At 72.0% G+C, this 26,700-nt stretch carries 21 protein-coding genes; 8 read left to right on the top strand and 13 right to left on the bottom strand.

Annotated elements, in window-relative coordinates; all coding sequences use genetic code 11:
- Nucleotides 1-8: 8 nt before the first annotated feature.
- Nucleotides 9-686 carry a response regulator gene (locus FB470_RS00790; protein WP_306987888.1) on the bottom strand — a complete coding sequence of 226 codons (678 nt, stop codon included), beginning with the start codon at nucleotides 684-686 and terminating at the stop codon, nucleotides 9-11.
- Complete coding sequence (locus tag FB470_RS00785; protein ID WP_306987886.1) at nucleotides 683-2,242, bottom strand: sensor histidine kinase; 1,560 nt, start codon at nucleotides 2,240-2,242, stop codon at nucleotides 683-685. Before FB470_RS00785 ends, FB470_RS00790 begins: the two co-directional genes overlap by 4 nt.
- Nucleotides 2,243-2,381: 139 nt before the next feature.
- Here FB470_RS00785 and FB470_RS00780 point away from each other — a divergent pair, with 139 nt between their 5' ends.
- The 3 genes from FB470_RS00780 (at nucleotide 2,382) to FB470_RS00770 (ending at nucleotide 5,979) form a co-directional block, all read left to right on the top strand.
- A complete protein-coding gene (locus FB470_RS00780) occupies nucleotides 2,382-3,368 on the top strand; it encodes a Bug family tripartite tricarboxylate transporter substrate binding protein (protein ID WP_306987884.1) in 987 nt (328 codons plus the stop codon).
- Between the two features lie 592 nt (nucleotides 3,369-3,960).
- Nucleotides 3,961-4,482, top strand: a complete 522-nt coding sequence (locus tag FB470_RS00775; RefSeq protein ID WP_306987882.1) for a tripartite tricarboxylate transporter TctB family protein — start codon at nucleotides 3,961-3,963, stop codon at nucleotides 4,480-4,482.
- Nucleotides 4,483-4,485: 3 nt separating this feature from the next.
- Entirely contained in the window at nucleotides 4,486-5,979 is a 1,494-nt protein-coding gene (locus FB470_RS00770; RefSeq protein WP_306987881.1) for a tripartite tricarboxylate transporter permease, read from the top strand.
- A gap of 493 nt (nucleotides 5,980-6,472) precedes the next feature.
- Here FB470_RS00770 and FB470_RS00765 read toward each other — a convergent pair whose 3' ends face one another.
- Entirely contained in the window at nucleotides 6,473-7,330 is an 858-nt protein-coding gene (locus FB470_RS00765; RefSeq protein WP_306987879.1) for a Vgb family protein, read from the bottom strand.
- A 47-nt stretch (nucleotides 7,331-7,377) separates the two neighbouring features.
- Here FB470_RS00765 and FB470_RS00760 point away from each other — a divergent pair, with 47 nt between their 5' ends.
- Entirely contained in the window at nucleotides 7,378-7,983 is a 606-nt protein-coding gene (locus tag FB470_RS00760; RefSeq protein WP_306987877.1) for a TetR/AcrR family transcriptional regulator, read from the top strand.
- A 153-nt stretch (nucleotides 7,984-8,136) separates the two neighbouring features.
- On the opposite strand, the gene FB470_RS00755 is transcribed toward FB470_RS00760, so the two are convergent.
- The 6 genes from FB470_RS00755 to FB470_RS00730 all read right to left on the bottom strand — a co-directional run bounded on the left by FB470_RS00755 (nucleotide 8,137) and on the right by FB470_RS00730 (nucleotide 13,228).
- Nucleotides 8,137-9,051 (bottom strand): glycoside hydrolase family protein, encoded by a 915-nt coding sequence (locus tag FB470_RS00755; RefSeq protein ID WP_306987875.1) that lies wholly within the window; start codon nucleotides 9,049-9,051, stop codon nucleotides 8,137-8,139.
- A gap of 63 nt (nucleotides 9,052-9,114) precedes the next feature.
- Nucleotides 9,115-9,678 carry a PadR family transcriptional regulator gene (locus FB470_RS00750; RefSeq protein WP_306987873.1) on the bottom strand — a complete coding sequence of 188 codons (564 nt, stop codon included), beginning with the start codon at nucleotides 9,676-9,678 and terminating at the stop codon, nucleotides 9,115-9,117.
- 741 nt (nucleotides 9,679-10,419) lie between these two features.
- Nucleotides 10,420-10,818: a C40 family peptidase gene (locus FB470_RS00745; protein ID WP_370876649.1), complete on the bottom strand. Its 399-nt coding sequence runs from the start codon at nucleotides 10,816-10,818 to the stop codon at nucleotides 10,420-10,422.
- A 203-nt stretch (nucleotides 10,819-11,021) separates the two neighbouring features.
- A complete protein-coding gene (locus FB470_RS00740; protein WP_306987870.1) occupies nucleotides 11,022-11,888 on the bottom strand; it encodes a 5-oxoprolinase subunit C family protein in 867 nt (288 codons plus the stop codon).
- An 88-nt stretch (nucleotides 11,889-11,976) separates the two neighbouring features.
- Nucleotides 11,977-12,141 (bottom strand): hypothetical protein, encoded by a 165-nt coding sequence (locus tag FB470_RS00735; RefSeq protein WP_306987869.1) that lies wholly within the window; start codon nucleotides 12,139-12,141, stop codon nucleotides 11,977-11,979.
- Between the two features lie 166 nt (nucleotides 12,142-12,307).
- Nucleotides 12,308-13,228, bottom strand: a complete 921-nt coding sequence (locus FB470_RS00730) for a sigma-70 family RNA polymerase sigma factor (protein WP_306987868.1) — start codon at nucleotides 13,226-13,228, stop codon at nucleotides 12,308-12,310.
- 247 nt (nucleotides 13,229-13,475) lie between these two features.
- On the opposite strand from FB470_RS00730, the gene FB470_RS00725 reads away from it, so the two are divergent.
- Together FB470_RS00725 and FB470_RS00720 are read left to right on the top strand one after the other, a co-directional pair.
- Nucleotides 13,476-14,657 carry a type VII secretion protein EccE gene (locus FB470_RS00725; protein ID WP_306987866.1) on the top strand — a complete coding sequence of 394 codons (1,182 nt, stop codon included), beginning with the start codon at nucleotides 13,476-13,478 and terminating at the stop codon, nucleotides 14,655-14,657.
- Nucleotides 14,654-15,694 (top strand): hypothetical protein, encoded by a 1,041-nt coding sequence (locus FB470_RS00720; RefSeq protein ID WP_306987864.1) that lies wholly within the window; start codon nucleotides 14,654-14,656, stop codon nucleotides 15,692-15,694. Before FB470_RS00725 ends, FB470_RS00720 begins: the two co-directional genes overlap by 4 nt.
- 445 nt (nucleotides 15,695-16,139) lie before the next feature.
- Here the strand turns inward: FB470_RS00720 and FB470_RS00715 are convergent, their stop codons facing one another.
- The 4 genes from FB470_RS00715 to eccCa form a co-directional block, all read right to left on the bottom strand.
- The gene (locus FB470_RS00715; RefSeq protein ID WP_306987863.1) at nucleotides 16,140-16,319 is read right to left on the bottom strand and encodes a hypothetical protein; all 180 of its coding nucleotides are present in this window, start codon (nucleotides 16,317-16,319) and stop codon (nucleotides 16,140-16,142) included.
- A gap of 94 nt (nucleotides 16,320-16,413) precedes the next feature.
- Complete coding sequence (locus FB470_RS00710) at nucleotides 16,414-18,516, bottom strand: hypothetical protein (RefSeq protein WP_306987861.1); 2,103 nt, start codon at nucleotides 18,514-18,516, stop codon at nucleotides 16,414-16,416.
- A 4-nt stretch (nucleotides 18,517-18,520) separates the two neighbouring features.
- Nucleotides 18,521-19,600, bottom strand: a complete 1,080-nt coding sequence (locus FB470_RS00705) for a hypothetical protein (protein ID WP_306987859.1) — start codon at nucleotides 19,598-19,600, stop codon at nucleotides 18,521-18,523.
- 129 nt (nucleotides 19,601-19,729) lie between these two features.
- The gene (gene eccCa / locus FB470_RS00700) at nucleotides 19,730-23,683 is read right to left on the bottom strand and encodes a type VII secretion protein EccCa (protein ID WP_306987858.1); all 3,954 of its coding nucleotides are present in this window, start codon (nucleotides 23,681-23,683) and stop codon (nucleotides 19,730-19,732) included.
- Between the two features lie 120 nt (nucleotides 23,684-23,803).
- Here eccCa and eccD point away from each other — a divergent pair, with 120 nt between their 5' ends.
- Both eccD and eccB read left to right on the top strand, forming a co-directional pair.
- Nucleotides 23,804-25,204: a type VII secretion integral membrane protein EccD gene (gene eccD, locus FB470_RS00695; protein ID WP_306987856.1), complete on the top strand. Its 1,401-nt coding sequence runs from the start codon at nucleotides 23,804-23,806 to the stop codon at nucleotides 25,202-25,204.
- A 9-nt stretch (nucleotides 25,205-25,213) separates the two neighbouring features.
- Complete coding sequence (gene eccB, locus FB470_RS00690) at nucleotides 25,214-26,614, top strand: type VII secretion protein EccB (RefSeq protein WP_306987855.1); 1,401 nt, start codon at nucleotides 25,214-25,216, stop codon at nucleotides 26,612-26,614.
- The last annotated feature ends 86 nt before the right edge of the window (nucleotides 26,615-26,700 follow it).

Below are 26,700 nucleotides of genomic sequence, written 5' to 3'. Positions count from 1 at the left end.
ACGGGAACTCAGCCGCGCCAGTGGTATTGCCGCTCGGGCCGGCCGGTCCCGCCGTAGCGCAGGCGGACTTCGGCCCGCCCGGCCGCGACGAAGTGCTCCAGGTACCGCCGGGCGCTGGGCCGGGACAGGTCCGTGGCGCCCGCGCACTCGCTGGCCGACAACCCGTCCGGGTGCGCCTGCAGGGCCTGCCGCACCAGCTCGGCGGTCTGCTCGGTGAGACCTTTGGGCAGCGCTTTCGGCGTGCGGGCGCCGAACACCGCGTCGACGTCCTCCTGCCCGGCGGTGTGGCGTTGCGCGAGGCGGTGCAGTTTCCGGTGCCGCGCGGCGAACTCCTCCAGCTGCGCCTGCAGCGCCGACGAGGAGAACGGCTTGATGAGGTAGTGCAGGGCCCCGCCGCGCAGCGCGCCCCGCACGGTCTCCACGTCCCGGGCCGCGGTGATGACCAGGACGTCGATGTCCTGGGTGCCCGGATCGGCGCGCAGCTGCCGCAGCACCGCCAGGCCGTCGACGTCCGGCAGGTAGATGTCCAGCAGCACCAGGTCGGGCGCGAGCTCGCGGGCAGCGCGCAGCGCCTCCGCGCCGGTGTGCGCGACCCCGGCCACCGCGAAGCCGGGCGTCCGCGCCACGTATCCACTGTGGACCTTCGCGACCATGAAGTCGTCGTCCACCACCAGGACCCGGATCACCGCGGCACCTCCGCCCGCCGGGGCAGGACGGCGGTGAACACCGCGCCGTCGGCGTTGTGCACGGCCACCGACCCGCCCCGGCGCTTGCACGTCTGCCGCGTCAGCGCCAGGCCGAGCCCCCGCTGTCCGCCGTGCTCGGCGGCCTTCGTGGTGAAGCCGTGGGTGAACACCTCGGTCGCGATCTCCGGCGCCACCCCGGGCCCGGAGTCGCGCACCACGACCGACACCGCGTCGCCATCCTGGCGGATCTCCACCTCGATCCAGTCCCCGTCCCGGCCGGCGAGCGCGTCGAGGGCGTTGTCCACGAGGTTGCCGACGACGGTCACCAGGTCCGCGGACAGCTGGTCGTCCACATCGTCCAGTCGCGTGCCGGGCGCCAGCCGCAGCCCGGCACCGCGTTCGGCGGCCAGGCTCGCCTTCGCGACGAGCAGCGCCGCGACGGCCGAGTCGGCGATGTGCGCGGTCACCTCCTCGTGCCACTTCTCGTGCGCCTGGCTGACCAGGTCGACGTAGTGCCGCACCTCGTCGTACTCGCCCAGTTCGATCAGCCCGGCGATGATGTGCAGGCGGTTGGTGAACTCGTGGGCCTGCGCGCGCAGCGTGTCGGTGGCGCGGGTGGTCGCTTCGAGCTCTTCGCGCAGCGTCGCCAGTTCGGTGCGGTCCCGCAACGTGACGACCGCGCCGCGCGCGATCGGCATGCGGTTGAGCGCCAGCACCCGGCCGGCCCGCAAACCGATCTGGTCGACGCCCTGGGCGCGGCCGGTGAGCACGTCGGTGAGCCGTTCGTTGAGGCCCAGCTCCGTCACCGGGCGTCCCACGCAGGCCTCGGGCAGGGCCAGCAGGTCGCGGGCCTGGTCGTTGACGAGGGTGACGCGGTGCTGCTCGTCCAGGCCGAGGACGCCCTCCTTGATGCCGTGCAGCAGCGCCTCGCGGTGCTCGGCCAGCGCGGTGATCTGGCGCGGCTCCATGCCCAGGGTCTGCCGTTTCACGCGCCAGGTGAGCAGCAGCGACCCGGCGACGCCGACGACCGTGGCGATGGCCAGCAGGGTCAGCGCGGTGCCGGGGGAGTTGGCGACGCCCTCGAAGAAGCCGGGGGTTTCGGTGCCGGCGGCGACGATCCCGAGGGTCTGTCCCGCGTCGCCGATCACCGGCACGTGCGCGACGAGCTGTCCGCCGATCTCGCCGACCCACGCGCGGCCGTGCAGCACGGTGCTGGCGCCGAGGGGGAGTTCGGTGCGCAGCTGGTTCGGGTCGGGCGAGGTGAGGATGCGCCGGTCCGGGGCGGCGATGATCACCGAGTCGGCTCCGGAGAGGGTGCGCGCGCTCTCGGCGAAGGCCGGCAGCGCGTCGCGGCGCACCGGGTCGGCGAGGCTCGCGCGCACCCCGGCGGTGGCGGCGACCTGTTCGGCGACGGCGAGGAGCTTGCGGCCCTGCGTGTCGGTGAAGGTGCGGTCGGACTGCACGGCGGAGTAGCCGAACACGCATGCGAGCAGGGCGAACACGATGATCAGCTGCCAGCCCAGCAGCTGGCGGGCCAGCGATCCTTGCGCACCCACGCCCCCACTATCGCATCCGCGGGCGCGGTGTGGCCCGTGACCACAATGACCACAAGGATCGATAAGTGCGCAACGGGTGACAGCGGCGTGGGCGGGCGGCAGGATGCGCCACGACGAAAGTCCACAACGAGGTGCGCTGATGAAGAATCGCAAGGCGTGGCTGGCCGTTCTCGGCGCGGCCGCGGCACTGCTCCTGATCCCCCCGCTGGTGTCGGCGGGCGGCGAGGAGACCGGGCCCCAGATCCGGGGCCTGCGGATGATGGTCCCCAACTCGCCCGGCGGCGGCTACGACATCACCGCCCGCACGGCGGTGAAGGCGATCGAGGACGCCGGGCTCAACGGCAACATCGAGGTGTTCAACCTGCCCGGCGCCGGCGGCACGGTCGGCCTCGGACGGCTGGTGAACGAGCGCGGCAACGGCAAGCTCGCCATGTCCATGGGGCTTGGCGTGGTGGGTTCGGTGTACACCAACAAGTCGCCGTCGTCGTTGCAGGACACCACCGCGGTCGCGAAGCTGACCGAGGAGTCCGACATCATCGTGGTCAGCAAGGACTCGCCGTACCAGACGATCCAGCAGCTGGTGGAGGCGTGGCGGGCCGATCCGGGCAGTGTGCCGGTCGGTGGCGGGTCCGCGCCCGGCGGGCCGGACCACCTCGCGCCGATGCTGATGGCGCAGGCCGCCGGGATCGCGCCGCCGCGGGTGAACTACATCCCGTTCGACGGCGGGGGCGAGCTGATGGCGTCCGTGCTGGGCGGCAAGGTCGGCTTCGGGGTGTCCGGCATCGGCGAGACGCGGGACCAGATCGCGTCGGGTGCGCTGCGGGCGCTCGCGGTGACCGGACCGCAACGCGTGCCGGGCATCGACGCGCCCACGCTGCGGGAGTCCGGTGTGGACGTTTCGTTCACCAACTGGCGCGGAATCGTCGCGCCGCCGGGCCTGTCGGACCCCGACCGCGAGCGGCTGATCGGCCTCTTCACGCGGCTGCAGGACACGCCCCAGTGGCGGGATGCCCTGCAACGCAACGGATGGACACCCGCCTTCCAGCCCGGGGACGATTTCGCCGCGTTCCTGAAATCGGAGAACGACCGGGTGGCCGGGGTGCTGAAGGAGCTGGGGCTGGCATGAAGGAGCCGAAGTTCCCGCGAACGCTCCGATGGCGTGCGGATGATCCGCCGGTAGCGGCTGGCCAGCGCGTTGTGGACGGCCAGCACGTTGTTGATGGCCGGGACGTCGTGGACGGGCGCGTCGCGGGAAGCCGGCGCGTCGTGGACGGCGGGCGCGTTGTGGGTGGCCGGCGGGAGGTGCCGGCGGACTCGGCCGTGAGCGGTTACCCAGCCTCGCGTAGTGGGGCCGGTTTGAGTGCGGAGCGGATGTTGCCGAGGCCGCGGCCGCACGCACCCGGGACAGGGTGTGCCCGACGGCCGGTTGCCCGGCGCCTTGTGGCCAGCTGCCGCGTTGTGCGTGGCCTGCATGTTGTAGACGGCTGGCACGTTGTGGGCGGTCGGGACGTTGTGGATGGCCGGTGCGGCAGGAGCGCCGTGTCGCCGTCGACTTCGTGGTGTCCTGCGCCCTCCTGGTTGAACTCGTGCGCTCGCGCGGATGGCGCGCGTATCGAGCGCCGTGGTGGCCCGAGGAGCGAGCGCGAGGCGCCGTCGACGTGGTGGCGGCGTGTGCAGTCGGACTTGGATGTTCCTTGGTGGGGCGTGGAGGAGCTGGCATGAGCGTGCTCGAGCAGGAGGCGCCACCAAAGTCCTGGTGGCGCACGCATTCCGAACTGGGCGTCTGCGCCTTCCTGTTCGCCGTCGGTGTCCTGGTGCTCGTCGACGCCCTGCGCATCCCGGCGGACTTCACCCAGCGCGGACCGGTGGGCCCCAAGGCGGTGCCGATCCTCGTCGGGTCGCTGTTGCTGCTCGTCGCCGTGCTGCTTGCGCGCGACGTGCTCCGCGGTGGGCGCGGCGAGGCCGAGGCGGGGGAGGACGTCGACCTGGACGCCCCCGCCGACTGGCGCACGGTCCTGTTGCTGTCGGGCGCCTTCCTGGCCAACGCGGCACTGATCGACACGCTCGGCTTCCCGCTGTCGTCGGCGATCATGTTCTGGGGCGCGGCCTACGCGCTGGGCAGCCGCCACCCCGTCCGTGACCCGCTGATCTCGGCCGCGGTGTCGCTCGTGACGTGGCTCGTGTTCACCGTCCTGCTGGGCGTTCCGCTGCCCGGCGGCCCGCTGATGGGGGTGCTGTAACCGATGGACCTGTCGAACCTCTGGGCGGGCTTCGGCACCGCGCTGACCCCGTCGCACCTGTTGTTCGCCGCGATCGGTGTCCTACTCGGCACCGCGATCGGGGTGCTGCCGGGCATCGGCCCGGCGATGGCGGTGGCGCTGCTGCTGCCGGTGACCTACGGACTCGACCCGACGGCGGCGTTCATCATGTTCGCCGGCATCTACTACGGCGGCATGTTCGGCGGCTCGACGACGTCGATCCTGCTGAACACGCCAGGGGAGAGCGCCGCGGTCGTCACAGCGATCGAGGGCAACCCGATGGCGCGCAAGGGCCGTGGTCCGCAGGCGCTCGCCGCGGCGGCGATCGGCCACTTCACCGGCGGCATCATCGGCACCATCGCCCTGGTGCTGCTGGCGCCGTTGATCGCGGACCTCGCGGTGGACATCGGCGCGCCCGACTACTTCGCGATCATGGTGCTGGCGTTCATCGCGGTGACGTCGGTGCTCGGCAGGTCCCGGGTTCGCGGCTACGCGTCGTTGCTGATCGGTCTGACCATCGGCCTGGTGGGGCTCGACGAGATGACCGGCCAGTCGCGACTGACGTTCGGTTCACTGCACCTCGCGGACGGCGTCGACGTCGTGATCGTGGCCGTGGGCCTGTTCGCCGTCGGTGAGTCGCTGTGGGTGGCGGCGCACCTGCGGCAGACCCAGGCCGAGGCGATACCGGTCGGACGGCCGTGGCTGTCGCGCTCCGACCTGCGCCGGACCTGGAAGCCGTGGCTGCGCGGGCCGGTGATCGGTTTCCCGTTCGGCGCGATCCCCGCGGGCGGGGCCGAGATCCCGACCTTCCTGTCCTACGTGACCGAGAAGCGCTTGTCCCGCAGGAAAGAGGAGTTCGGCAAGGGCGCCATCGAGGGCGTCGCCGGCCCCGAATCGACGGCCAGCGCCTCGGCTGCCGGGACGCTGGTGTCGATGCTGACGCTCGGTCTGCCGACCACTGCGGTGGCCGCGGTGATGCTGGCGGCGTTCCAGCAGTACGGCATCCAGCCCGGCCCGTTGTTGTTCCAGCGGGAGTCCGCGCTGGTGTGGGCACTGATCGCGAGCCTGTTCGTCGGGCTGGTGCTGTTGCTGCTGATCAACCTGCCGATGGCACCGGTGTGGGCGAAGCTGCTACGGATCCCGCGGCCCTACCTGTATGCCGGGATCCTGTTCTTCGCCAGTGTCGGCGCGTACGCCGTGAGCGGTTCCGTGATCGATCTGATCCTCCTCTATGTGATCGGCGTGATCGGTTTCGTCATGCGGCGCTTCGGGTTGCCCGTCCTGCCCGCGATCATCGGGGTCATCCTGGGCCCAAGCGCGGAACAGCAGATGCGGCGCGCACTGCAGATCAGCGACGGTGATCTGTCCGGCCTGGTCAACTCCCCGCTCGCAATCGCGGTCTACGTGCTGGTCGCCGTGCTGCTGGTGTGGCCCCTCGCGCGGAAGCTGGTACGCCGCCGCGATCCGGCCGCCGTGTAGCGCCCAGGGCTGTCGGCACACATGCCGCCGGCCGCCGGGCGAGTGAGATCCGGGAGGGCGGTCCGCGGGGCCGCCCTCCCGCTCACGCACCGGCCCGTTCGCGTTCGCGTACCGATCCGGTTGCCCGTCGAGCCGCGCGCCCTGACCCTCTCGCGCACCGCCCGTTCGCCCGCCGATCTGCTTGTGCACCGATCCGGGTGCGCGCCGGTCAGTTTGCGCACTGGCCCGTTTGCGTGCCGACCCGCGCACCGGCTGGGTTTGCGCACCGATGTGCGTGCGTACCGGCCAGCTCGCGCACCGACCCGTTTGCGCACCGATCCGCGTGCGCTCTCACCGGCGCGCCACCGACCCGTTTACGCGCCGGCCGGTTCGAGCACCGAGCCGCGTGCCCACCAATCTGGGTGCGCTCCCACCGGCGTCCGTACCGACCCGTCGCATCCACTCTGCCCGGTGGTGGCAACCAGCCCCGTCGCCTGCGGGCTCGTCACAGGTCTCAGTGCAATCGCGCCACCTTCCCGGCTTCGAGCGCCACCCACACCGCTCCGTCGGGCGCCACCGCCAGCCCGTGCGGCTCGGAACCCGGTGTGGGCAGGGCGAAGTGCTCGAACTCCCCGTTCGCGGTCACGTGCCCGACCCGGTTCGCGCCCCACTCGGTGAACCAGCACCCACCCGCGCCGTCGGCGGCGATCGCGTGGGGGCGCGCGTCCCGTTGGGGCAGGGGAAACTCTGTGATCTCACCCTCCGGTGTGACCCGGCCAACCTGTCCCGCGCCGATCTCGACGAACCAAACCGCGCCATCGTCGCCCCGGGCGATGCCGACCGGTGCGGCCTTCTCGGTCGGCAGGGCGAACACCGTGACCTTGCCGTCCACGGTCACCCGGGCTATGGCGTGGGCCTGGTTCAGCGTGACCCACAGCGCGCCGTCCGCGCCCGTGACGATCGTCGAGGCGTAGGAACCCTCGACGCCCAGCGGGATCTCGGTGATCTCGCCGTCCACCGTGATCCGCCCGACGCGGTCGAGGTTCATCTCAGTGAACCACAGCGCGCCGTCCGGCCCGGCCGCCATCCCGTACGGGCCCGCTTCCGGAGTGGGCAGGGCGAACGACGTGCTGGCGCCATCGACGTCGATCCGGCCGATACGGTGGTCGTGCAGCCGGGTGAACCAGAGCGCACCGTCCGGCCCGGGGGTGATGACGGCCGGACCGCAGCCCGGATCGAGGTCGAACACCGACACCTCGTCCCCGATGCGCAGGATCTGTCCGCTGTGGACGGACGTCACCCACATCCGTCCGTCCGGCCCCGCCGTGACGCCGTACGGAGCGCCGGTCACCGCGATCTCGTCGAATTTCATCCCCGCCCCCTCTGTTAATGCGACGGATGTCGCAGTAAGATGATGGCATGACCGAGCCGGAATCCGCAACTCCCCGTCGTCGTCCTGGCGGGCGCACCGCCCGGAACCGGGAGATGGTGATCGACGCCGCGATGTCGTTGCTGGTCGAGGTCCAGTACGACGGCCTCAACATGGACGCGGTCGCCGAGCGGGCCGGCGTGCACCGCGCCACGGTCTACCGCCGGTGGCGCGATGTCGGCGGCCTGCTGGCGGACGTGTTCGACGCGGCGACCGACGACGAGTGGGCGCCCGCCGACACCGGGTCCCTGCTCGGCGACCTGACCGCGATCAACCGCGAGGTGTACGAGGCGCTGGACGCGGAGACATCGGTCACCCGCGCGCTGATCAACGCCTCGTTCCAATCCCCGCAGGCGGCCGCCGCGCTGCGCGAGTTCTGGCGCGATCGCTACCGGCGCTGCGAGGTGGTGATCGACCGGGCGGTGGCGCGCGGCGAGGTCCCGGAAGGCACGGACGCGCACCGGGTGGTGGTGGCCGCGACGGCGCCGATCTACCACCGCCTGGTGCTCTTGCGGGAGCCACCCGACCCGGCGGTGGTGGACGACGCGGCGCGGGATGCCGTCGCGGCGGCGCGGGCGCAGATGGTGAGTCGATGAGCGCTCGACCGGCGGGTGGCCAGTGAGTAAGGGAGGTGGTTGTGGCGCGCGCGGCTGGGCACGGGGCTCCGTGGGCGCCGCGCGTGGGCAGGTGTCGGTGACCAGCACGGCGGGTGCGGCGGGAGTCGAACAGTGGGGAGCCGACGCTGCCGGTCAGCCGGCCAGTTCGTTGATCAAGTCACGGTAGGTGTGGAAGGCGGGTTTCGGCGTGTAGGTATCTGTCAGGAGGCCGAATTGGTGGAACAGGCCGGAGTTGGAGCTGTCCGCGTCGCGAAGGGAGAAATGGGTGTAGGTGGTGATGTTGAGTTGCGCAGCCGCCCCCGCGAGCGCGCGGACCACCGTTTCGACCACTTCGGACTGACGCGCCGATGAACGGTCGGGGCCGGTGGGCCAGCCGTGCTCGGTGATGTGCAGCGGGACATCCCCGAGACCGGCCGGTGCCAGCACGTTCTCGCGGTGGTGGCGTAGGAGGCCGGTCACTGCGTCGGCCAACTCGATGATCGGCACCGGGCGGAAGACGTCCGGGAAGAAGTCCAGGCCGATGTAGTCCAGGTCGCACACGAAAGCCGGCCCGCCTGCCTGCACCAGGTCGGCGATGAACGACGCGCCCGGGCCGAAGAGGGGTGTGGTGTTGAACCCGACGCGCAGGTGGTCGAAACCGAGCTCGCGGGCGCGCTCCTTCGCCGCGGATACGCCGGCGACCAGCGCCTCGACGACCTTCGGGTAGTAGCCGTCCAGCACCGGGTTGTCCGGCATGTTCGGCTCCTCCGTCACCTGCAGCGTCGCGGTCTGGGCGCCGTACTGGGAGACCACCTGTCGCACGAACGCGGCATAACCCGGAACGTTCCCAGCCGCCGACTGGTACTGGGCGACGAGGTCCAATGCGCGGCCCTCACCGGTGTACTGCAGTGCCGTTGCGGGCGTGGCCGTCTCGTGTGGACCGTTGGGCGACGTGGTGTCGCTGAAACCGAGGTAGGCCCGCACCAGGAACGGCCGACCCGGACGCCCCTGCAACATGCCGATCGCGCGGTTCACCTGTTCCGGATCGTCCGGCGGTCCAGTGGTCAAACCGCCACTGTCGTCGCCCGTGACACCACCGGGATAAACACCGAAAAGCACAGAACTCCTCTCTCAGGACGGCCAGGCCAGGGAACCGGCGCGAATCTCGTCGACCAGATTCCGCACCCACCCCAGTTCGGCCCGGGACAGGTGGAGCGCGTACTCGGCCTCGATCACGTACAACCGCGGCACGCCACCGTCCAGGGCCTCGTCGAGCCGGGCCTGGTCTGCCTCGATGCGTTCGGCCAGCCGCCGCGCGCGCTCGGTCAACGCGTCCACCGCTCCGTCCGGGCCGAGCGCCCCCACGTAGCTCACCGCCCCCAGGAACTCGGTGAACTCGCGCCGGGGCTCGCGGATCTGGTTGTCCAGCCGCCGTTTCAGCTCGTGCCGGCCCGCGCCGGTCAGGGCGTACACCGTTCGTTCCGGACGATTGCCGTCACGCTCGGTTCCTTGTGGAGCCAGCCATTCCGCGGCGACCAGCGCCTCCACGACGTCGTACAGCGTGCCGCGGTTGACCGACCGGTTCTTGCTGCGCTCCCGCAACTCGGCGAGCATCTGGTACGGGTGCATCGGAGACTCCAGCAACAGGCCCATCACGGCCAGGACCAGCGGGTTCTCCAGGACTCGACGTGGCATGGTCGAAAACTACCAGTCGAAAACGACTATTTGCAAGCCGAGGTCACCGTAGCGGCGGCGACTGGATGCGGGTAGGGGATGCGCGAGGGCCGGGATGCGCGGACTGGGGGCGAACTGGGCTGGGGCGCGCCGACACCGGGCGCGGGCTGGAGAGGCGGGGACGGGGGGCGTGGGCCGGATGGGCTGGGAGCAGTTGCGGGCGGGGGGTCGATGGGTGGTGGGCGGCGGGCAGGGGACAAGGACGAGCGGGGTAGTGCGCAGCCGATGCAGGCTGGGCGCGCGCGAGCCGGCCAGGGAAAAGGCAGAAAGTCTGCGGGCGCGTTCCGAAAGGCCGGGCCGAAGGCGATGCCTCTGGAACAAGGCGATGCTTCGAGTGCGAAGTGCGATGTGGTCAGGGCACCAGCGATGCCGCAGGGCCAAAGGCAATGCCGCAGCAGGAAAGGCAGCGATGCCGGCACACAGGCGATGCCGCGAGGACAAGGCCGCCGGAACGCACCGCGATGTCGGCGGAGCACGTGCCATTCGTGAGGGGACATCCGCGGGGCCGCCGGGACACCCGCGAGGTGACCGGGAGACCCGCGATGTGGCCGGAACATCCGCGACGCGCCGGAACACCCGCAAGGCGACAGGGAGACCCGCGAGGCGACAGGGAGACCCGCAAGGCGACCGGGACAGCCGCGAGTCCGCCGGGCGCTCGTCAACGAGCGCCCGGCGGCGGGATGGCCGGTCAGTGCGGCCGGGTCACCAGGCCCGGCCCACGGTGTAGGAATTCGTCCAGATGGTCTGCAACCGGACGACGTCGCCGGACTCGGGGGCTGCCCAGATCTTGTTGTTGCCCGCGAAGATGCCGACGTGGTAGACGCTGCGGCCGTTCGAGAAGAACACCAGGTCGCCCGGCCGCATCTGCGACTTCGGCACGCTGCGCACCGCCGCACGCTGGTCGCGCGCCGTGCGCGGCAGGGTGATTCCGACCTTCTTGTGCGCGTACTGCGTCAGACCCGAGCAGTCGAAACCACTCGGCCCTGAACCGCCGGAACGGTACGGCGTGCCGGCCTCCTCGGCAGCGGCGTTCACGATGCGGTCACCGGTGCTGAGCTGCGTCGCGCCGGCGGGTGTGGCCAGACCCAGCAACCCGGCCATCGCGACCGCGCAGGCGACCGGGAAAACGACCAGCCGGCGTATTCGAGTGGGCACAGTTGAACCCTCCTTCAGTCACCGAAGGTATTGCGGTTCTTCTATTCGGGATCCGGCTCACCGGCCCGAGCCGGAACCCGATCCGATTTCCCACCCGCCCGATCACGAAACGATATACACCCGGAAAGGTGAATTAGAACACTCTCGGCCTAAACGCCGGCCAGGTCGAACCGCACGCGCAGGCCGGGGCGGGCCTGCGCGGCCTTGTCGACGTCCTCGGCCACCACGACCGCGATCACCGGATACCCGCCGGTCACCGGGTGGTCGGCCAGGAAGAGCGTCGGCTTGCCCGACGGCGGAACCTGCAGCGCGCCGGTGACCATGCCCTCGCTGACGAGCTCGCCGTGCCGCGCCCGCGGCAGCACCGGCCCGTCGAGCCGGATGCCGACGCGGTTGCTCTCCGAGGTCACCGCGTACGGCTGCCCGAGCAACGTGCGCAGCGCCGACTCGGTGAACCAGTCGTCCCGGGGCCCCGGCAACACCCGCAGCGACAACTCGTCCGACGGGGGAGCGGAAACCGGCGCGAAACCGGCCGGGGACGCGTCACCGACCTGGTCACCCAGGGGTAGAACCACCCCGCGCCGCAAGGGATCCGGTCCCAGCCCGGACAGCAGGTCCGTCGCCCGCGAGCCGAGGACCGGTTCCACCGCGATGCCGCCGCGGACGGCCACGTAACTGCGCAACCCGGTGTCTGGCCAGCCGAGCCGGAACTCCGTCCCGGCCGGGATCCGCAGCGGGGAGTTCATCGGAGCGCCCATCCGGTCGACCGTGATCGGGCACGGCGCGCCCGTCACGGCGACGATCACGTCCCGGCTCGCGCGGGCGGCGAACCCGCCGAAGGTCACCTCGATCGCCGCCGCGCCCTCACCGTTGCCGGCCAAGCGGTTCGCGAGCTTCAGCGAGGCGCGGTCGGCGGCGCCGGACCCGGTCACGCCGATGTCGGCGTACCCGGGCCGGCCCAGGTCCTGCACGGTCGACAGCGGTCCGCTCTCGACGACCTCGAGCACGGCGGCCATGGCAACTCCGATTCGTTCGGGTGCCGCGACCGTACAGAATTGTTGAACGATCCTGCAAGAGTCATGTGTTACACATGAGCTCCAGATGTCAAAACTGCGAGAACAGATCGTCCTGGTGCCGCGAAGCCGGCCGGCAGCGCGGGCACGGGGCTTCCCGTGACGTCACGAGACCGGTCACCGGGTCGACGTCGGTCTCCAGGATCCAGCCGTCCGAGTCCCCGCACGTGCGGCAGAGGGTCCTCGTCTCAGCCATGTCAGCCTGCCCATCTTCCCCCTCGACGGTCACTGCCGGGTTCAGTGTGCTCGGCCGTGCTGGCGGATCGAGACCGCTTGGCTGACGCGTACGCGCGGTCGAAGGTGCAGGTCAGTGCCCGCGGTACGGCCGGGACACTGCGGCGCTGCGGGCGTCCACAGTGGAGTCAGGAGACGTAGGCCTGCAGGCGCGCGGTGCGCGACTCCTCGCGCAGCTTGTCCAGCGTGCGCCGCTCGATCTGGCGGATGCGCTCGCGCGTGACGCCGAGCTCGCGGCCGACCTCCTCGAGCGTGCGCTGGCGGCCGTCGTCGAGGCCGCAGCGCAGGCGGATCACCTGCTGCTCGCGCGGTTTGAGCGTGGCCAGCAGGTCGTCGATCTCGCGGCGCAGCACGTGGTACGACGCCGGCACCCCCGGCCGGGCCGGGTGGCACAGCAGATCCGCGAGCACGCTGCTGCCGTCCGTGCCGACGGTCTGGTCCAGGCTGATCGGCTCCTCGTTGTACGACAGCAGCTCGATCACCTGGAACGGCGTCAGGCTCAGCTCCGCGGCGATGTCCTCGTGCCCGGGTTCGCGGCCCAGGCGGACGGCCAGCTCGCGGCGGGCGGCCAGCACGCGGTTGACCTGTTCGGCCAGGTGCACCGGGATCCGGATGGTGCGCGACTGGTCGGCCAGCGCCCGGCTGATCGCCTGGCGGATCCACCACGTCGCGTAGGTGGAGAACTTGAACCCCGGCGTGTAGTCGTACTTCTCGACCGCGCGGATCAGCCCGAGGTTGCCCTCCTGGATCAGGTCCAGCAACGACATGCCGCGCCCCGTGTAACGCTTGGCGACGCTGACGACCAGGCGCAGGTTCGCCTCCAGCAGCCGGTTCTTCGCCTCCCGGCCCTCCTCGGCGATGGTCAGCAGGTCCGCGCGGTGCACCGGGTCGGCGATCCGCGTGGTCGCGAGGACGTGCTGGGCGTAGAGCCCGGCCTCGATCCGTTTCGCGAGGACGACCTCCTCCTCGAGTGTCAGGAGCTCGGACCGGCTGATGCCGTTGAGGTACGCCCGGACCGGATCGGCCGGCTCGAAGAGCGGTGGGGTCACCTGCCGTTGCCTCCGACAGCCAGGAGATTCTGCTACCTGTACCAGGGTGGCTGATCGCCCTGGCACGGAACCGACAGCGCGGCGTCGTGCGTCCAAGGGAAAAACGCCAGGTCATCACGAACCCGGCCGCCCCGGAGTGCGGTACGGTGCGGGTCGGCTACGGGGCCGCCGTGAGCGCCGCGGATTTTCGTACGGTGATCATGGCCGGGTCCGGCGATATCGTTGGCTGGTGGAAGGGGCTCCGCAGGTGATCACGACTGGCCAGCAGCCGCAGGCCGCCGCGCAGTTCGACGCGCGCGGTGGCGGCTCCGCCGAGCTGCGCGCCCAGTCCAGAGGGCAGGCGTGGTTCCGTCCCGCTCGCGGGCGCGGGCGGCTCGGGGTGGTGAGCCTCGCGCGCCTGCTGGCGTTCGAGGTCGTGCTCGTGGTCGTCGCGGCCGTCGGCGTGCAGGAGATGTGGGCGCTGATCGTCGCGGGCGCGATCGGTCTCGCCGTGATCGTGCTGATGTTCGGGCGCTCGAAGGGCCGCTGGTGGACCGAGAGCCTGATGCTGTGGATGGGCTTCCGGTCGCGCCGCGGCACCGCGGGCGAGCAGCGGGACGACCCGCGGCTCGCCGCGCTGTGCGAGCTGGCGCCGGACCTGGTCGTCGAGGACATCGACGGCCCCGGCGACACCAAGCTCGGCATGGGCAGCGACGAGGCGGGCTGGTTCGCCGTGCTCGAAGTCGGTGGTGGCGCCGGGGTCGCCACCCCGCCCGTCCCGCTCGCCGCGCTGGCCCGCACCGCGGCCGAAGCCGAACAGGCCGGCGTCGTCATCCAGGTCGTGACGCACTCCGTGCCCGGGCGGGAAGCGGGGACGCGCGACCGCGCCCTGTGGGTCGCGGTGCGGCTGGACGCCAAGGCGGTCGCCGAGTCGATGATCGACTCCCCGGCCGGGCGCCTCGACGTGCCGACCGTCCTGGCCGAGATCACCCGGCGCGCGGAACGGATGCTGCGGCGGCGCGGCCTGGAGGCGCGGATGCTGACCGCCGACGAGGTCGTCGACGCGCTCGCCCGCTCCTGCGACCTGCTGCCCGGCGGCGGCCCGGCGCGAGTGCACGAGGCCTGGGAGGCCTGGCACTCGGCGCGGCTGTCGCACGGCTGCTTCTGGATCCAGTCCTGGCCGGATCCCGACCGCGGTACCGGCCTGCTCGCCGCTCTCAGCGAGCTGCCCGCGGACCTGGTCAGCATCGCGCTGCTGCTCGAACCGTCCTACGACGGGACCATGCTGCGCTGCCTGGTCCGGGTGGGTGCGACGGCGCAGCGGTACGGGCAGGTCTGCGACCTGGTCCGGACCCTGGCGCAGCGCAACGGTGCCCGCGTGTCCCGTTTGGACGGTCAGCACGCGCCGGCCGTGTATGCTTCGGCTCCGAGCGGGGGAGGTGCACGATGAACGCCGGACAGTACCCGCCGTCGCGGCCGCAGCCGCCCGCGCAGGCGATGCCACGACCGGCGCCGCCGGGCCCGCCGGCCCAGGCGCAGCCACCACCGCCGGCGCCGGTTCCGCCGGGACAGGCCGTGCTGGGCGCCCCGGCCGTGCCGCAGGCGCCGGCCGTCGTCAACGTGCCCGCCCCGGCGCAGGCGCAGCAGCAAGCCGGTTCGCAAGCGGTCGCGACGGCGGCCACCGTCGAGGTCGCGCGGCCGGCGCTCGCCGTCGGCGTCCCGACGCCCATGCCACCCGGCCCGCCCGGGCCGGGCCCCGCCGGACCGGCGACGGCCGTGGCGCGCGGGCACCGCGACTGGCGCACGCGGCGGCACCGGTCGATCCCGCGGCTGCGGATCGGCGCGCACCACGCCTCCGACGCCGCGCTGGAGCTGCTGCAGGTGTCCGCGTCGTCGGTGGGGCTGCCGCTGGGCCGGGACCAGAACGGTTTCCCGGTGGCGCTGACGCTGTTCCGGCCGGAGCCGGTGTCGGTGAGCCTGATCGGTGGCGCGTGGGCGGCACGCCTGATGGCCTTCCGCGCCTTGCGGGCAGGTGCGCGGTTGCTGGTGTTCTCGCAACACCCGTCGGACTGGGTCCAGCTGGGGCAGTCCGCGACCGGGCGCACCGACCGGGTCGCGGTCGTGGCGCCCGGATCGCCGCCCGCGGTGAGCGCCAGCGCGGACGCGCCGGTGCTGTGCCTGCACGACGCGCCCCAGACCCAGAGCGAACCGGAGGCGTGGCAGACGCGCGTGCTGCTGCACCGCCGCCTCACACCGGAACGGATCGGTGCGGTGCCCGGTTCGGATCTGGTGCTGATGCAGCGCCTCACGCCCAACGAGGCGTCACTGCTGGCGCCCGCGCTCCGGCTGACGCAGCGGACGTCGCAGCAGCTGCAGATGCTGCGCGACGACATGCTGGCTGTGCTGGCGGGGGAGACCAACCACTACGTGTGGGTGGACCCGGGGCCGGTGGAGCGCGAGCGGCTGGGCCGGCCGGGCCGGTACTGACGCCGGGCGGCGCCGCGTCCCGGCCGGGTTCGGCCGCTTCTACCTCCGGCTGTGCCGGTTTCGGCCTGCCGGGCCCGCTACTGGTCCCGCAGCTGCCGCCATCGGGCCGGGTTCGGCCGCTGCTGGCCCGCGGCAGTACGTCGCGGCCGGCGAGCGGGCAGACGTGGCTGCTGCCGCATTTGGCCTGGTGGGGCTGGCGTGAGAGGGATGGTGTTGCCCGTGCTTCCCGATCCGGTGCCTGCCGCCCGGAGCGCCGCTTCGCGGGCGGTTGGTGCCTTCGGCGCTCGGCTGGTCGCCTCGGGTGCCGACCTCCCCCGTCCTCCGGTTGGAGTGTTCGGTTGCCGATCAGCGGCGGCTGGGGATCGGGGGCGCGGTGTTGCCACCGCAAATCGACGGCCACCTGGGTGGCGCTGTGCGGTGACAGCCGGCTGGAGGGGACTGGCGCCTACTTGGTCCAGCCCACAGGAGCGTCGTCGTAGTCGTCGGTGTGGTATTCGGCTCCGGTGATCGCCGCGCCGTCCGGGGCGGCGGACAGGTCGCAGCCCTCGTACTTCGCGTCGGCCTTCGCCATACCCAGGGTCGGCGACGAGGCGGACGCGTCGTCCGCCCCGGCAACGTTGTCCAATGCTTGACAGGGGGTACAACTCGCTTTCCGGTGCGTCAGGTCCACAGCGGACCTCGCGGGTTCTTGCCGTGGGCCCGACGCACCGGAACCGCGATCAGTTCCGTCCGTTCAAAGCCGACGGTTCAGCCGGCCGGTACCGCTTCTCCGGCTCCCCGTTCGCGACCACCGGACCACCCGGCGTCTCGACCTCGAACACCGACTGATCCGTGACGGGCGCCTTCTCGTCCGGCTTCGCCACCCGCGTCGCGCGGTCGGCGTGCACGACCGGCTTGGCGTGCCGGTCCGGGGCGGACACCACGGGCGTGGGCGCCCGCAGCACCGACGGGATCTCCCCGGCCGAGCCGACCAGGTACTCCTCCGCCGAGATCCGCCCGTCGAAGACGGACGTGGTACTGGCGGGCAGGTTCGCGGTGAACTCGGACTGCGGCGTCCCACCGGGCTGCGGCCGACGGCGCCGGCGTTCGGCCTGCCACTCGCTGAACGTCTTCGCCGGTGCCTTCCGGTGCGGATTGGACAACACCGGCGGCGCACCCACCCCCGGTGGCAACCCGTCCCGCGTGCCCGTCGGCGCTTCCTGCGTGCTGCCGCCCCGTGCGGTGCGCTTCCGGTCGTTGTCCAGCACCGGGGGCGTCGTGCTCGGCGGTGGCTGGAACGCCGGGGACTGCTCGGCGAGGTCACCCATCAGCGGCGCGCCGGGCCGCGAGCCGGGCTGCCGGACGCCCCCGCCCACGGGCGACTGCGCGCCCGGCGGAAGCGGCGGCGCCGACTGCCCACCCGGCGGCGGGGGCGGCGCCGACTGCGCGTACTGCTGGTACGCGGCCTTCGCCTCCAGATCCAAGTGGTCGTCGAACGGCAGCGACGTGCCGAACGTCGGCGCACCCGGACGGTTTCCGCCCAACTCTTTGCCCGGCGGCTGCTGCGGCAGCTGGCTGCCCGGCGGCGGGGTGATCGTGCCCGGGGGGTACAGGCTGTTCTGGTTGACCGACGGCGGCGCGCCGGAGAACCCGGCCGGCGGTGGCGTCGGCGAACCCGCGCCGAGACCCAGTGTCGGCGGCACCCCGGTCGGCACCTTGTTGCCGGAGAACAGGTTCGGGCCCGTGCCGCCGAAACCCGGTGGGGCGGGCGGCTTTCCGGTGAACCCGTTCGGCGCCAGGGCGGGACCCGCGGCCGCCAGACCGGCGAGCGCCGGCGGCAGGTTCGGGGCGTTGCCCGGCGGCGGGCTGCCGGCGAAACCGTTCGGGGCCGTGGGTGCGGGACCCGGCGACGGTGCGGGCGCCGGCGGAGGCGTACCCGGGGCGGGTGGCGGCGCGCCTGGAGGCGGGCCCGGCGCGTTCTTCGGCGGCGGCTTCGGCGCATCCCCCGGAGGCGGCGGCCCGGGCGCGTTAGTCGGTGGCGGTTTCGGCGCATTGCCCGGCGGCGGAGGGGCACCGCCGGGACCCGGAGGAGCGCCGCCGGGCCCGCCCGGTGCGCCCGGCGGGGGCAGCGTGGGCGGCCGGGGCGTGCCGTTGGCCTCCGGGTGCCAGATCGCGTTGAGGACCTCGAGCTTCGGGGCGTGCGCGGCCTGCATCTTCGCGATGTAGGGCGCGTATTCGCCGGCGATCTTCTCGGCCAGCTTCTGCGCCTTCTGGTCGTACTCGGACTCGACCTTCATGGCCGCCTTGGCCTTGTCCTTGTCGGTGCCCGGCAGCGGACCGCTCTTCCACTCGACCGCGGCCGGGAGGTCGCGGGTCGCGTTCTTCACCGCGTCGGCCTTCGTGGTCTTGTACTCCTGGTACAGGTGGTCCATCTCGGCCTGCGCCTCGTACATGACGTTCGACAGGCCGTACAGGGCGGTGCCGTTGTTCAGGGCGGCGTCCTGCCACTGCCGCAGGTGGGCCAGCGTCATGCCGACCTTGGCCAGGAACACCTTCTTCGCGGCCGGCGACTTCCAGTGGTCGGCCAGGGTCTGCGTCTGGTCGTGCAGGTCGTCGGCGGCGGTCTGGAGCATCAGCGCGACGTTGAGCCATTGCTGGGCGCGGTCGGCTGTGGTGCCGGGCTGCTCGCCCTGCACGATCTGCCGGTGCAGGTCCTCGATGCTCAGGTTCTTGAAGTCGTAGTCCCGGTGCTCCAGCTTGTCGTCGGTGTAGTAGGCACCCGCGGCGCCGGCCCCGACCGGTTTCAGGTCGTAGCCGAACGTCGGGTCGTCGTCGCCGGCCATCCCGTCACAACCCCCCTGCGCGCCGTGCTTCTTCGAGACGCTCGTTCATCGTCCTGCCGTCGACCGTGAACGGCGGGTCGGCCTGGACCCCGATGGTCCGCTCGTCGGTGCGGACCGGCACCTTCTCGGTGTGGTTGCCGTTGTGGTTGACGTCGTCGGTGTCGGTCACCTTCTTCTCGGTGTAGTACTCGCGGCTGTGGGTGCCGTCGGCGTAGGTGTGGGTGACGACGTGCTGCGTGCCCGGGTCCTCCTGCTTGGCCGCCGCGCTGGTGCGCGGCTTGCCGTCCTTGTCCAGCTGCTGGATCGTGGTGACCTGGTCGGTGGTGTTCCGGTCCAGTTTCTTGGTCGTCGTCAGGCGGCGCGTCTGCCCGATCGGTTCGCCGTTGAGGTAGTTGATCGTGACGGTTTCGTCGCGGCCCTCCTCCTTGGTCGTCCGGATCTCGTAGCGGCGCTTGCCGTCCTTGCCGTCCAGGTACTCCGTGGTGATGACGCCGTTGGACTGGATCGTCCGGGTGCCGCCGTCGGCGGTCCGGTAGGTCGTGATCGTCATGTTGCCCACGACGATGGTGTTGATCAGATGGTCGCCGGTGGTGTTGGTCATGCCCGAGCCCACCGGCGCCGCGAAGGTGTCGGCGACGGTCTTCTTCGGGTCGACCCAGGACGGCAGCCCGGCCGGCTTCTTGCCGCCCTTCATCAGGAAGGCCCACTCGACCGCGTCCACCATCGCGGCGTTGCCGGCGTCCATGTTCTCGAACACCTCGCCCATGAGCAGGGCGACCGAGGCGATCGCGGTGACGTTCTTGGTGAGGTCGGTGACGAACAGCCCGACCTCCTGGGCGTTGCGGGTGGCGGCCGCCTGCACGTCCTGGCCCGGCTGGAAGGACGTGCTGAGCAGCATGTCCTTCGGCCCAGGCCCCTGCAGTGCCGAGTTGGCGGACATGGAGTCCGTGCTGAGGTCCTTGCCGACCTGCGCGATGTTCCGCCCGTAGTTGCGGAAGTTCGTCGGGTCGAGTTCGAGCTCGGCACCGTGCGCCGCCCAGTCCGGGGTCGGGATGCCGCCGTCGTCCTCCGGTATCGGTGCCACGAGGTCCCTCCCAAACGTCGTGTGAGCCGGCGGGTCGCGGGGGCCCGCCGGGGGTAGGGGGCGGCAGACCCCCGCACACCCCAGCTAACCACCGGGTGTCAAGCCCGGTGGCTCGTTGTCCGCCTGTCCTCAGGCCTGCGGCGGCAGGTCCGCGAGCTGGACCAGCCGGGCGCCCGCGCCGCGGGTGATCAGCCAGCCGCGGCCCGGGGGCAACTTCTGGGGCTTGATGTTGCCCAGCAGCGGCCCTTCTTCGCGGTTGCCCGACATCAGGATCCCCGGCGAGGCCAGGTCCCGGATGCGGGAGATGACCGGGTCGAACATGGCCCGCGCGGCACCGCCGGTGCGACGGGTGACCACCAGGTGGAGGCCGATGTCGCGGCCCTGCGTCATGTACTCCAGCAGGGGCGTCAGCGGGTTGTCGTGCGGGTTCGGCGCGACCAGGTCGTAGTCGTCGACCAGCATGAACAGCTCCGGTCCGCTCCACCAGCTGCGGGAGCGGAGCTGCTCCGGCGTGATGTCACCTCCCGGCAGTCGCTTCTGCATCGCGTCAACAGTCAGACGCACCATCTGCTGCACGGTTCCGCTGGAGGTCGCGTAACCGATCAAGTACTCCTCCGGGACGAGCCCGAGCATGCTCCGGCGGAAGTCGACCAGGGCGATCTGCGCCTGGTCGGGCGTGTAGCGGGCCATGATGCTCGTGGCCAGCGCCCGCAGGAACGTGCTCTTGCCGCTCTCCACGTCGCCGAAGAGGACCAGGTGGGGCTCGGTGGTGAAGTCCAGCGCGACCGGCTGCAGGTCGGCCTCGGAGATCCCGATCGGGATGCCGTGCTCGTCCGGCGCGGGCAGCGCCGTGTAGGGCAGCATCGGCGGGAGTAGCCGCACCCGCGGCGCCGGCTTGCCCGGCCATGCCGCGTTGACCGTCTCGACCAGGTGCTCGATCCCGGCGGGCAGGTCGTCGGCGGTCTCCCGGCCGTCCACCCGGGGCACTGCCGCCAGGAAGTGCATGCCGTCCGGCGCCAGGCCGCGGCCGGGCGCCTGCTCCGGCACCCCGGCGGCCTGCCGGCGCCCGATCATCGAGTCCACCGGGTCGCCCAGGCGCAGCTCGATCCTGCTGCCGAACATGTCCCGCAGGTTCATCCGCAGGTCCATCCAGCGGTTCGCGGCGGCGATGACGTGCACGCCGAAGGCCAGGCCGCGGTTGACCACCTCGGCGACGTCGGGTTCCAGGTCGTCGAACTCGGTGCGCAGCGTGCCCCAGCCGTCCACCACCAGGAACAGGTCGCCGAACGGGTCGTCCGGAAAGGCGCCCTCGCGCCGCAGCCTGCGGTAGGTCGCCATGCCGTCGATGCCGTTCTCGGCGAACCGCTGCTCGCGCTCGGCGATCAGGGTTCGCGCCTCGGCGATGGTGCGCCGGACCCGGTCCACCTCGCGCCGGGTCGCCACGCCCCCGACGTGCGCAAGGTCGCGCAGCGCGGCCAGACCGCCGCCGCCGAAGTCGAGGCAGAAGAACTGCACCTCGGCCGGGGTGTGGGTGAGCGCGAGGCTCGCGATGATCGACCGCACCGCGGTGCTCTTGCCGCTGTGCGGGCCACCGACCACCGCCACGTTGCCGCCCGCGCCGGACAGGTCCAGCCAGCACACGTCGCGCCGCTGGTCGGCCGGCCGGTCGATGATGCCCGCCGCCGCGCGCAGCGCACCCCGGTGCTCGCGCACCCCGGTGGTGAGGCCGCGTTCCGGGTCCTGCACCAGCGGTTCCAGGAGCTTGTCCAGCGTCGGCGGTTCCGCCAGCGGCGGCAGCCACACCTGGTGCGCCGGCGCGCCCTGGCCCTCGAGCCGCTCGACCAGGACGTCCATCAACGTCTCGCCGAGGTCGTCGTCGGCCGGTTTCGGCTGCTCCAGCGGCTTCTCCGCCAGGCGGGGGCGCAGGTAGGCCGTCGAGTAGTCCTGCACCGGGTCGATCTGGCGGCCCTCGTCGTCGGTGCGCTGGACCGTGCCGCGACGGTGCACGCCCGACACGTAGGCGGCCTTGAACCGGGTCAGCTCGTCCACACCGGTCTTGAGGAAGCCGTTGCCGGGGGAGCGGGGCAGCTGGAACGCGTCCGGGGTGCCGAGCACGACGCGGCTCTCCATCGCGGAGAACGTCCGCAGCGCGATCCGGTAGGACAGGTGCGAGTCCAGCCCGCGCAGGCGGCCCTCCTCCAGGCGCTGCGACGCCAACAGCAGGTGAACGCCGAGCGAACGGCCGACGCGTCCAATCTGGACGAACATGTCGATGAAGTCCGGGCGCGCGGTGAGCAGTTCGGAGAACTCGTCGACGACGATCAGCAGCGCGGGCAGCGGGTCGAGCGGGGCGCCGGCGATGCGGGCCTTCTCGTAGTCGCGCTGCGAACCGTAGTTGCCGGCCTTGCGCAGCAGCTCCTGCCGCCGCACCAGTTCGCCGCCGATGGCGTCGAGCATCCGGTCGACCAGGTGCAGTTCGTCGGCGAGGTTGGTGATCACCGCGCTGGTGTGCGGCAGCCGGTCGAGCTTGGTGAAGGTGGCGCCACCCTTGAAGTCCACCAGGACGAAGTTGAGGATCTCCGAGTCGTGCGTGACCGCCAGCGCCAGCACGAGCGTGCGCAGCAGTTCGGACTTGCCGGACCCGGTGGCGCCGACGAGCAGACCGTGCGGGCCCATGCCGTCCTGCGCGGACTCCTTGAGGTCCAGCTCCATCGGCCGTCCGTCGGCGGTGATGCCGATCGGGACGCGCAGCCGGTCCCGGTTGGACCGCGCCTCCCAGCTCTTGGCGAGGTCGAACTCGTACGGGTCGCCCAGCCCCAGCAGGTCGGTCAGCTCCAGCGAACCGGACAGCGGCTGCTCGCTCGCGGTCAGCGCGGACAGCCGCATCGGGGCGAGCGTGCGCACCAGGCCGCGCATCTCCGTGACGTCCAGGCCGTCGGCGGTGCCGATGTTGCCCGCGCCGTCCATGGTGCGGCTGGTGAGGTTGCCGTCGGGGGAGACGTCGAGGACCAGCGTGGCCGAGTCGAGCAGGCGCGGCGGCTCGCCGGAGAGGTCGATGACCGTGACGCCCTCGACGCCGCCCTCGATCATCAGGTGCTCGGACCCGCCGGTGTCGCCGCCGTCGACGAACACCACGACGTGCGTGGACCCCTCGATCGGCTGCGTTCCCGGGTTGAAGCGCGGCCGGTTCGCCAGCACGTCGTCGAGCATCGCCTCCAGCGCGGTGACGCTCGGCGCGACGAGCCGGATCTGGCCGACCGCGTCGGTCTTGGTCGGGTGCAGCGCGTGCGGCAGCCATTTGGCCCAGTCCCACAGCTCGCGCTCGCGGACGCAGAACGCGGTCAGCACGTCGCCCGGCGCGTGGAAGGTGCCCAGCTGCGCGACCAGCGCGCGGGCCATCGCGCGCTTGCGGTCGTCGTCGCCGGTCAGGTAGATGCGCGAGAACCCGCGCAACGCGACCGCCACCGGCAGGTCCGCCACCGTGGAATAGGTCGTCACGAACTTCCGCAGCGCCATCGCGCACAGCGGCTCCAGCTCGTCGATCGGCTTGGTCTCCGGCGGCACCAGCGGCGTGGCCAGCTCCTGGGAACCGAGGCCGATGCGGATGACGGTGAAGTCCCAGTCACCGGGGCGGCGCTCCCACAGCCGCGCGCTCTGCGCGGTCGACCACAGCCGGGCCGGGTCCGGGTGGCGGTAGAACATCGCCGTGCGCTGCTGGTCGATCGTGTCCCGCACCTGCGCGCGCAACTGCGAGAGCCGGCGCATGTAGCGGCGGCGGTTGGCGATCATCTCCTGCTTGCTCGCGCCCTGGCCGCCCTGGCTGATGATCTGGAACAGGATCATGCCGAGCACCGCGACGCCGTACAGGCCACCGGCGACGTACATCAGCGGACCGGACCGGCCCGCGCCGATCAGCAGCGCCATGCCGCCGGTGCCGGCGAGCATGGGCAGGATCATCAGCACCCGCGTCCAGCTCTTGCCCGCCGGTGGCGGGTTCTCCGGCGGCGGGTCGAGCACCACGTCGCCCGAGGGCAGATCGGGCGCGGGCCGCCGGAGTGGCCGCTTGACTATGATCGTTCCCAAGACCGAAAACCTCCCGAGCGCCCGGGTGCGCCAGCATAGAGCTTTCCGCCAGCCTAGTGTCGCGCTTTAATGGATACTCTCCCAGCCGGTCTCGGGGTCCAATTTGGAGGTAGGGGCAGCATGACGTCGGCGATGGGCACGACCCTCGCGAAGGTGAGCATCACGACCCCGAAACGCGGGATCGACGTCGCGCTCCCGGAGAACGTGCCGGTCGCGGAACTGCTCCCCTACATCCTGCGGCACGCGGGCGAAGACGCGCCGGACACCGGCGAGCAGCACGGCGGCTGGACGCTGCGGCGCCCCACCGGCGAACGGCTCGACGGCAGGCAGACGCTCGCCGCGCAGCAGGTGCGCGACGGCGAGATCCTGCACCTGGTCCCCGGTCCCGTCGACTGGCCGGAGATCGAGTACGACGACCTGGTCGAGGCCATCGCCAGCGGCGCGCGGCGGTACGGGCGGAGCTGGGGCCGCGCGGCCACCCGGCGGGCCGGGCTGGTCGTCGCCGCGGTGCTGTTGTGCGGCGGCAGCCTGGTCTCGCTGTTGTTCGAACCACCGTGGCTGCACGCCGGCCTGATCATGCTCGCCGTCGCGGTGGTCCTGACCGCGCTGGGCATCGTCGTCGCGCGCGCGGTACCGGACGCGTACGCGGGCGCGGTGTTCGCCGGATCGGCGCTGCCGTACGCGTTCCTCGGCGGGTACCTGCCGACCGCGGCCGAGCACCAGGGACTGTTCGGGTTCGGCTGGTCGCAGCTGCTGCTCGGCGCGATCGCGCTGCTGGTGTTCGGCATCGTCGGCCACCTGGGCGTCGGGGCGATGAGCCGGGTGTTCGTCGCGGCCGTCGCCACCGGTTTCCTCGGCGCGCTGGGCGCGTTGTTCGGTGGCTGGATGGACCCGGACGCGGCGGGCGCGCTGGTCCTGACCATCGCGATCGGCCTGCTGCCCGGGTACCCGTGGCTGGCGCTGCGGCTGGGCCGGGTCCCGCTGCCCGCGCTGCCGCAGCGCTCGGCCGACCTGCTCAACGACGAACCGCACCCGGCCACGCCCGTCGTGTTCGACGCGGCCGCCCGCGCCGACGAACTCCTCACCGGCCTGCTCATCGGGGCGTCGCTGACCAGCGCTTTCGCGTCGATCTTCCTGGCCGCGCAGGGCGGCGGGTCGCGGCTGATCATGCTGATCCTCGCGACGGCCGCGCTGTTGCTGCGCGCGCGGCTGTTCCCGGTGCCGCGCCAGCGGATCCCGCTGCTGATCGCCGGGCTGTGGGTGTTCGCACTGCTGGCGGACCGGTGCTTCGCCACCGCGTCCGGCAACGGCGGAATCGGGCTGTTCCTGCTGGCCCTGGTGGTGATCGCGCTGCTGGTCGCGGCCGCCGGGCTGGTCTACAGCCGCAAGAACCCCTCGCCCTGGTTCGGCCGCATCGCCGACATCGTGGACGTCCTCGCTATCGTGGCCCTGATCCCGTTCGCGGGTTTCATCACCGGATTCTTCGCATACGTCCAGGGCCTGATGGCCTCGATCGGCTGAGGGATAGGCGTGCCCACTCGTCGCGACCAGCTGCAGGCCTACCAGTTCATGATGCAGCGGGTCACCTCCGCGCTCATCGTGCACGAGACCGATCCGGAGCTGACGCCGTTGCGGCGCGGCGTGGGCGCGGTGTTCGCCGGGGTGATGATCGCGGTGCTGGTCGCCGCGGGCTTCGGTGTCTACGGGGTGTTCACCGGCGTCGGCGGGACGTCCTGGAAGACCGACGGCGCGGTGGTGATCGAACGCGAGACGGGCGCGACCTTCGTGTACCGGTCCGGGGAACTGCAGCCGACCCTGAACTACGCCTCGGCACGCCTGCTGACCAGCGCGGACAAGGCCGGACCACACCGCGTGGCCGGCACGGACCTGGCCGGTCTGCCGCGCAAGCCCGCGGTGGGCATCCCCGGTGCGCCGGCCTCGCTGCCGCCTGCCGACCGCTCGACGGCCACGCCGTGGACGATGTGCTCGGTGCTGGGCCGCAACCTGGCCGGCGGCCCGCTGACCACGACGACCCTGATGGTCGGGCAGGCGATGCCGGGAGGCACCCCGCTCGGCCAGCGCGCGATCCTGGCCCGCGACTTCAGCGACGGCACCGTCTACCTGGTGTGGAACAACCACCGCTACCGGATCACCGATCCCGCCCTGATCCGCTCGGTGTTCGGCGCACAGGCGAGCCCCGTCGAGGCGGGCACGGCGTGGCTGAACGGGCTCCCGGTGGGCCAGGACCTCGGCCGGATCGACGTGCCCGGTCAGGGCGCGCCGTCCTCTGTGCTCAGTGGTTTCCACGTCGGCGACGTGGTGTACTACCCGCTGTCCCGCGGCGTGCAGTACTACCTGGTCCGGCAGGAGGGACTGGCACCGCTGACCGAGTTGCAGGTGCGCATCCTGTCCGGCCAGTACTCGGTGCAGCCGAAGGAGATCCCCGCCTCGGCCGCGAACGCCGCGCCGACCAGCACGGCACTGGTGCCCGCCGAGGGCGAGGCGGCGCCGCCGTCGGTGCCACCGGAGCTGGCCACCGTGCCCGACGAGGGCCGTGTCGCCCTCTGCTCGCAGACCCGCGACGCCCGCACCGACCCGGTGATCTCGATCGGCGGCGACACGAACGCGATGGCCGCGGCCATCGACACCAGCGCGGAAAGCGGCACCGGCACCAAGCTCGCCGACCGGGTCCTGGTCCCGCCGGGCAGCGTCGCCGTGGTGCGGGTACTGCCGTCGGCCACCGCGACAGCCGGGGCCTACACGCTGGTCACCGACACCGGCCTGCGCTACCCGGTGCCCGACGACAAGGTGCTGACGCAGCTGGGGTACTCCCCGTCCGCAGCCGTGGACATGCCGGCCGCGCTGGTGCAGCGCATCCCGGAGGGACCGACGCTGAGCCCGTCCGCCGCCATGGCGTCGGCGGTCCCGTAGTCCGCCCGCACCGGGTGTCCGTGAACTTCGGACGAAGAGGTCTTGACCAGCGGTTTTGCCCCGTGCCAGGGTGGTACGGGGCGACG

Source organism: Amycolatopsis thermophila, from assembly GCF_030814215.1.
GTDB lineage: Bacteria > Actinomycetota > Actinomycetes > Mycobacteriales > Pseudonocardiaceae > Amycolatopsis_E > Amycolatopsis_E thermophila.
Note: the sequence above shows the minus strand (reverse complement) of the source record. Positions and strands in the feature narration are given on the sequence as shown.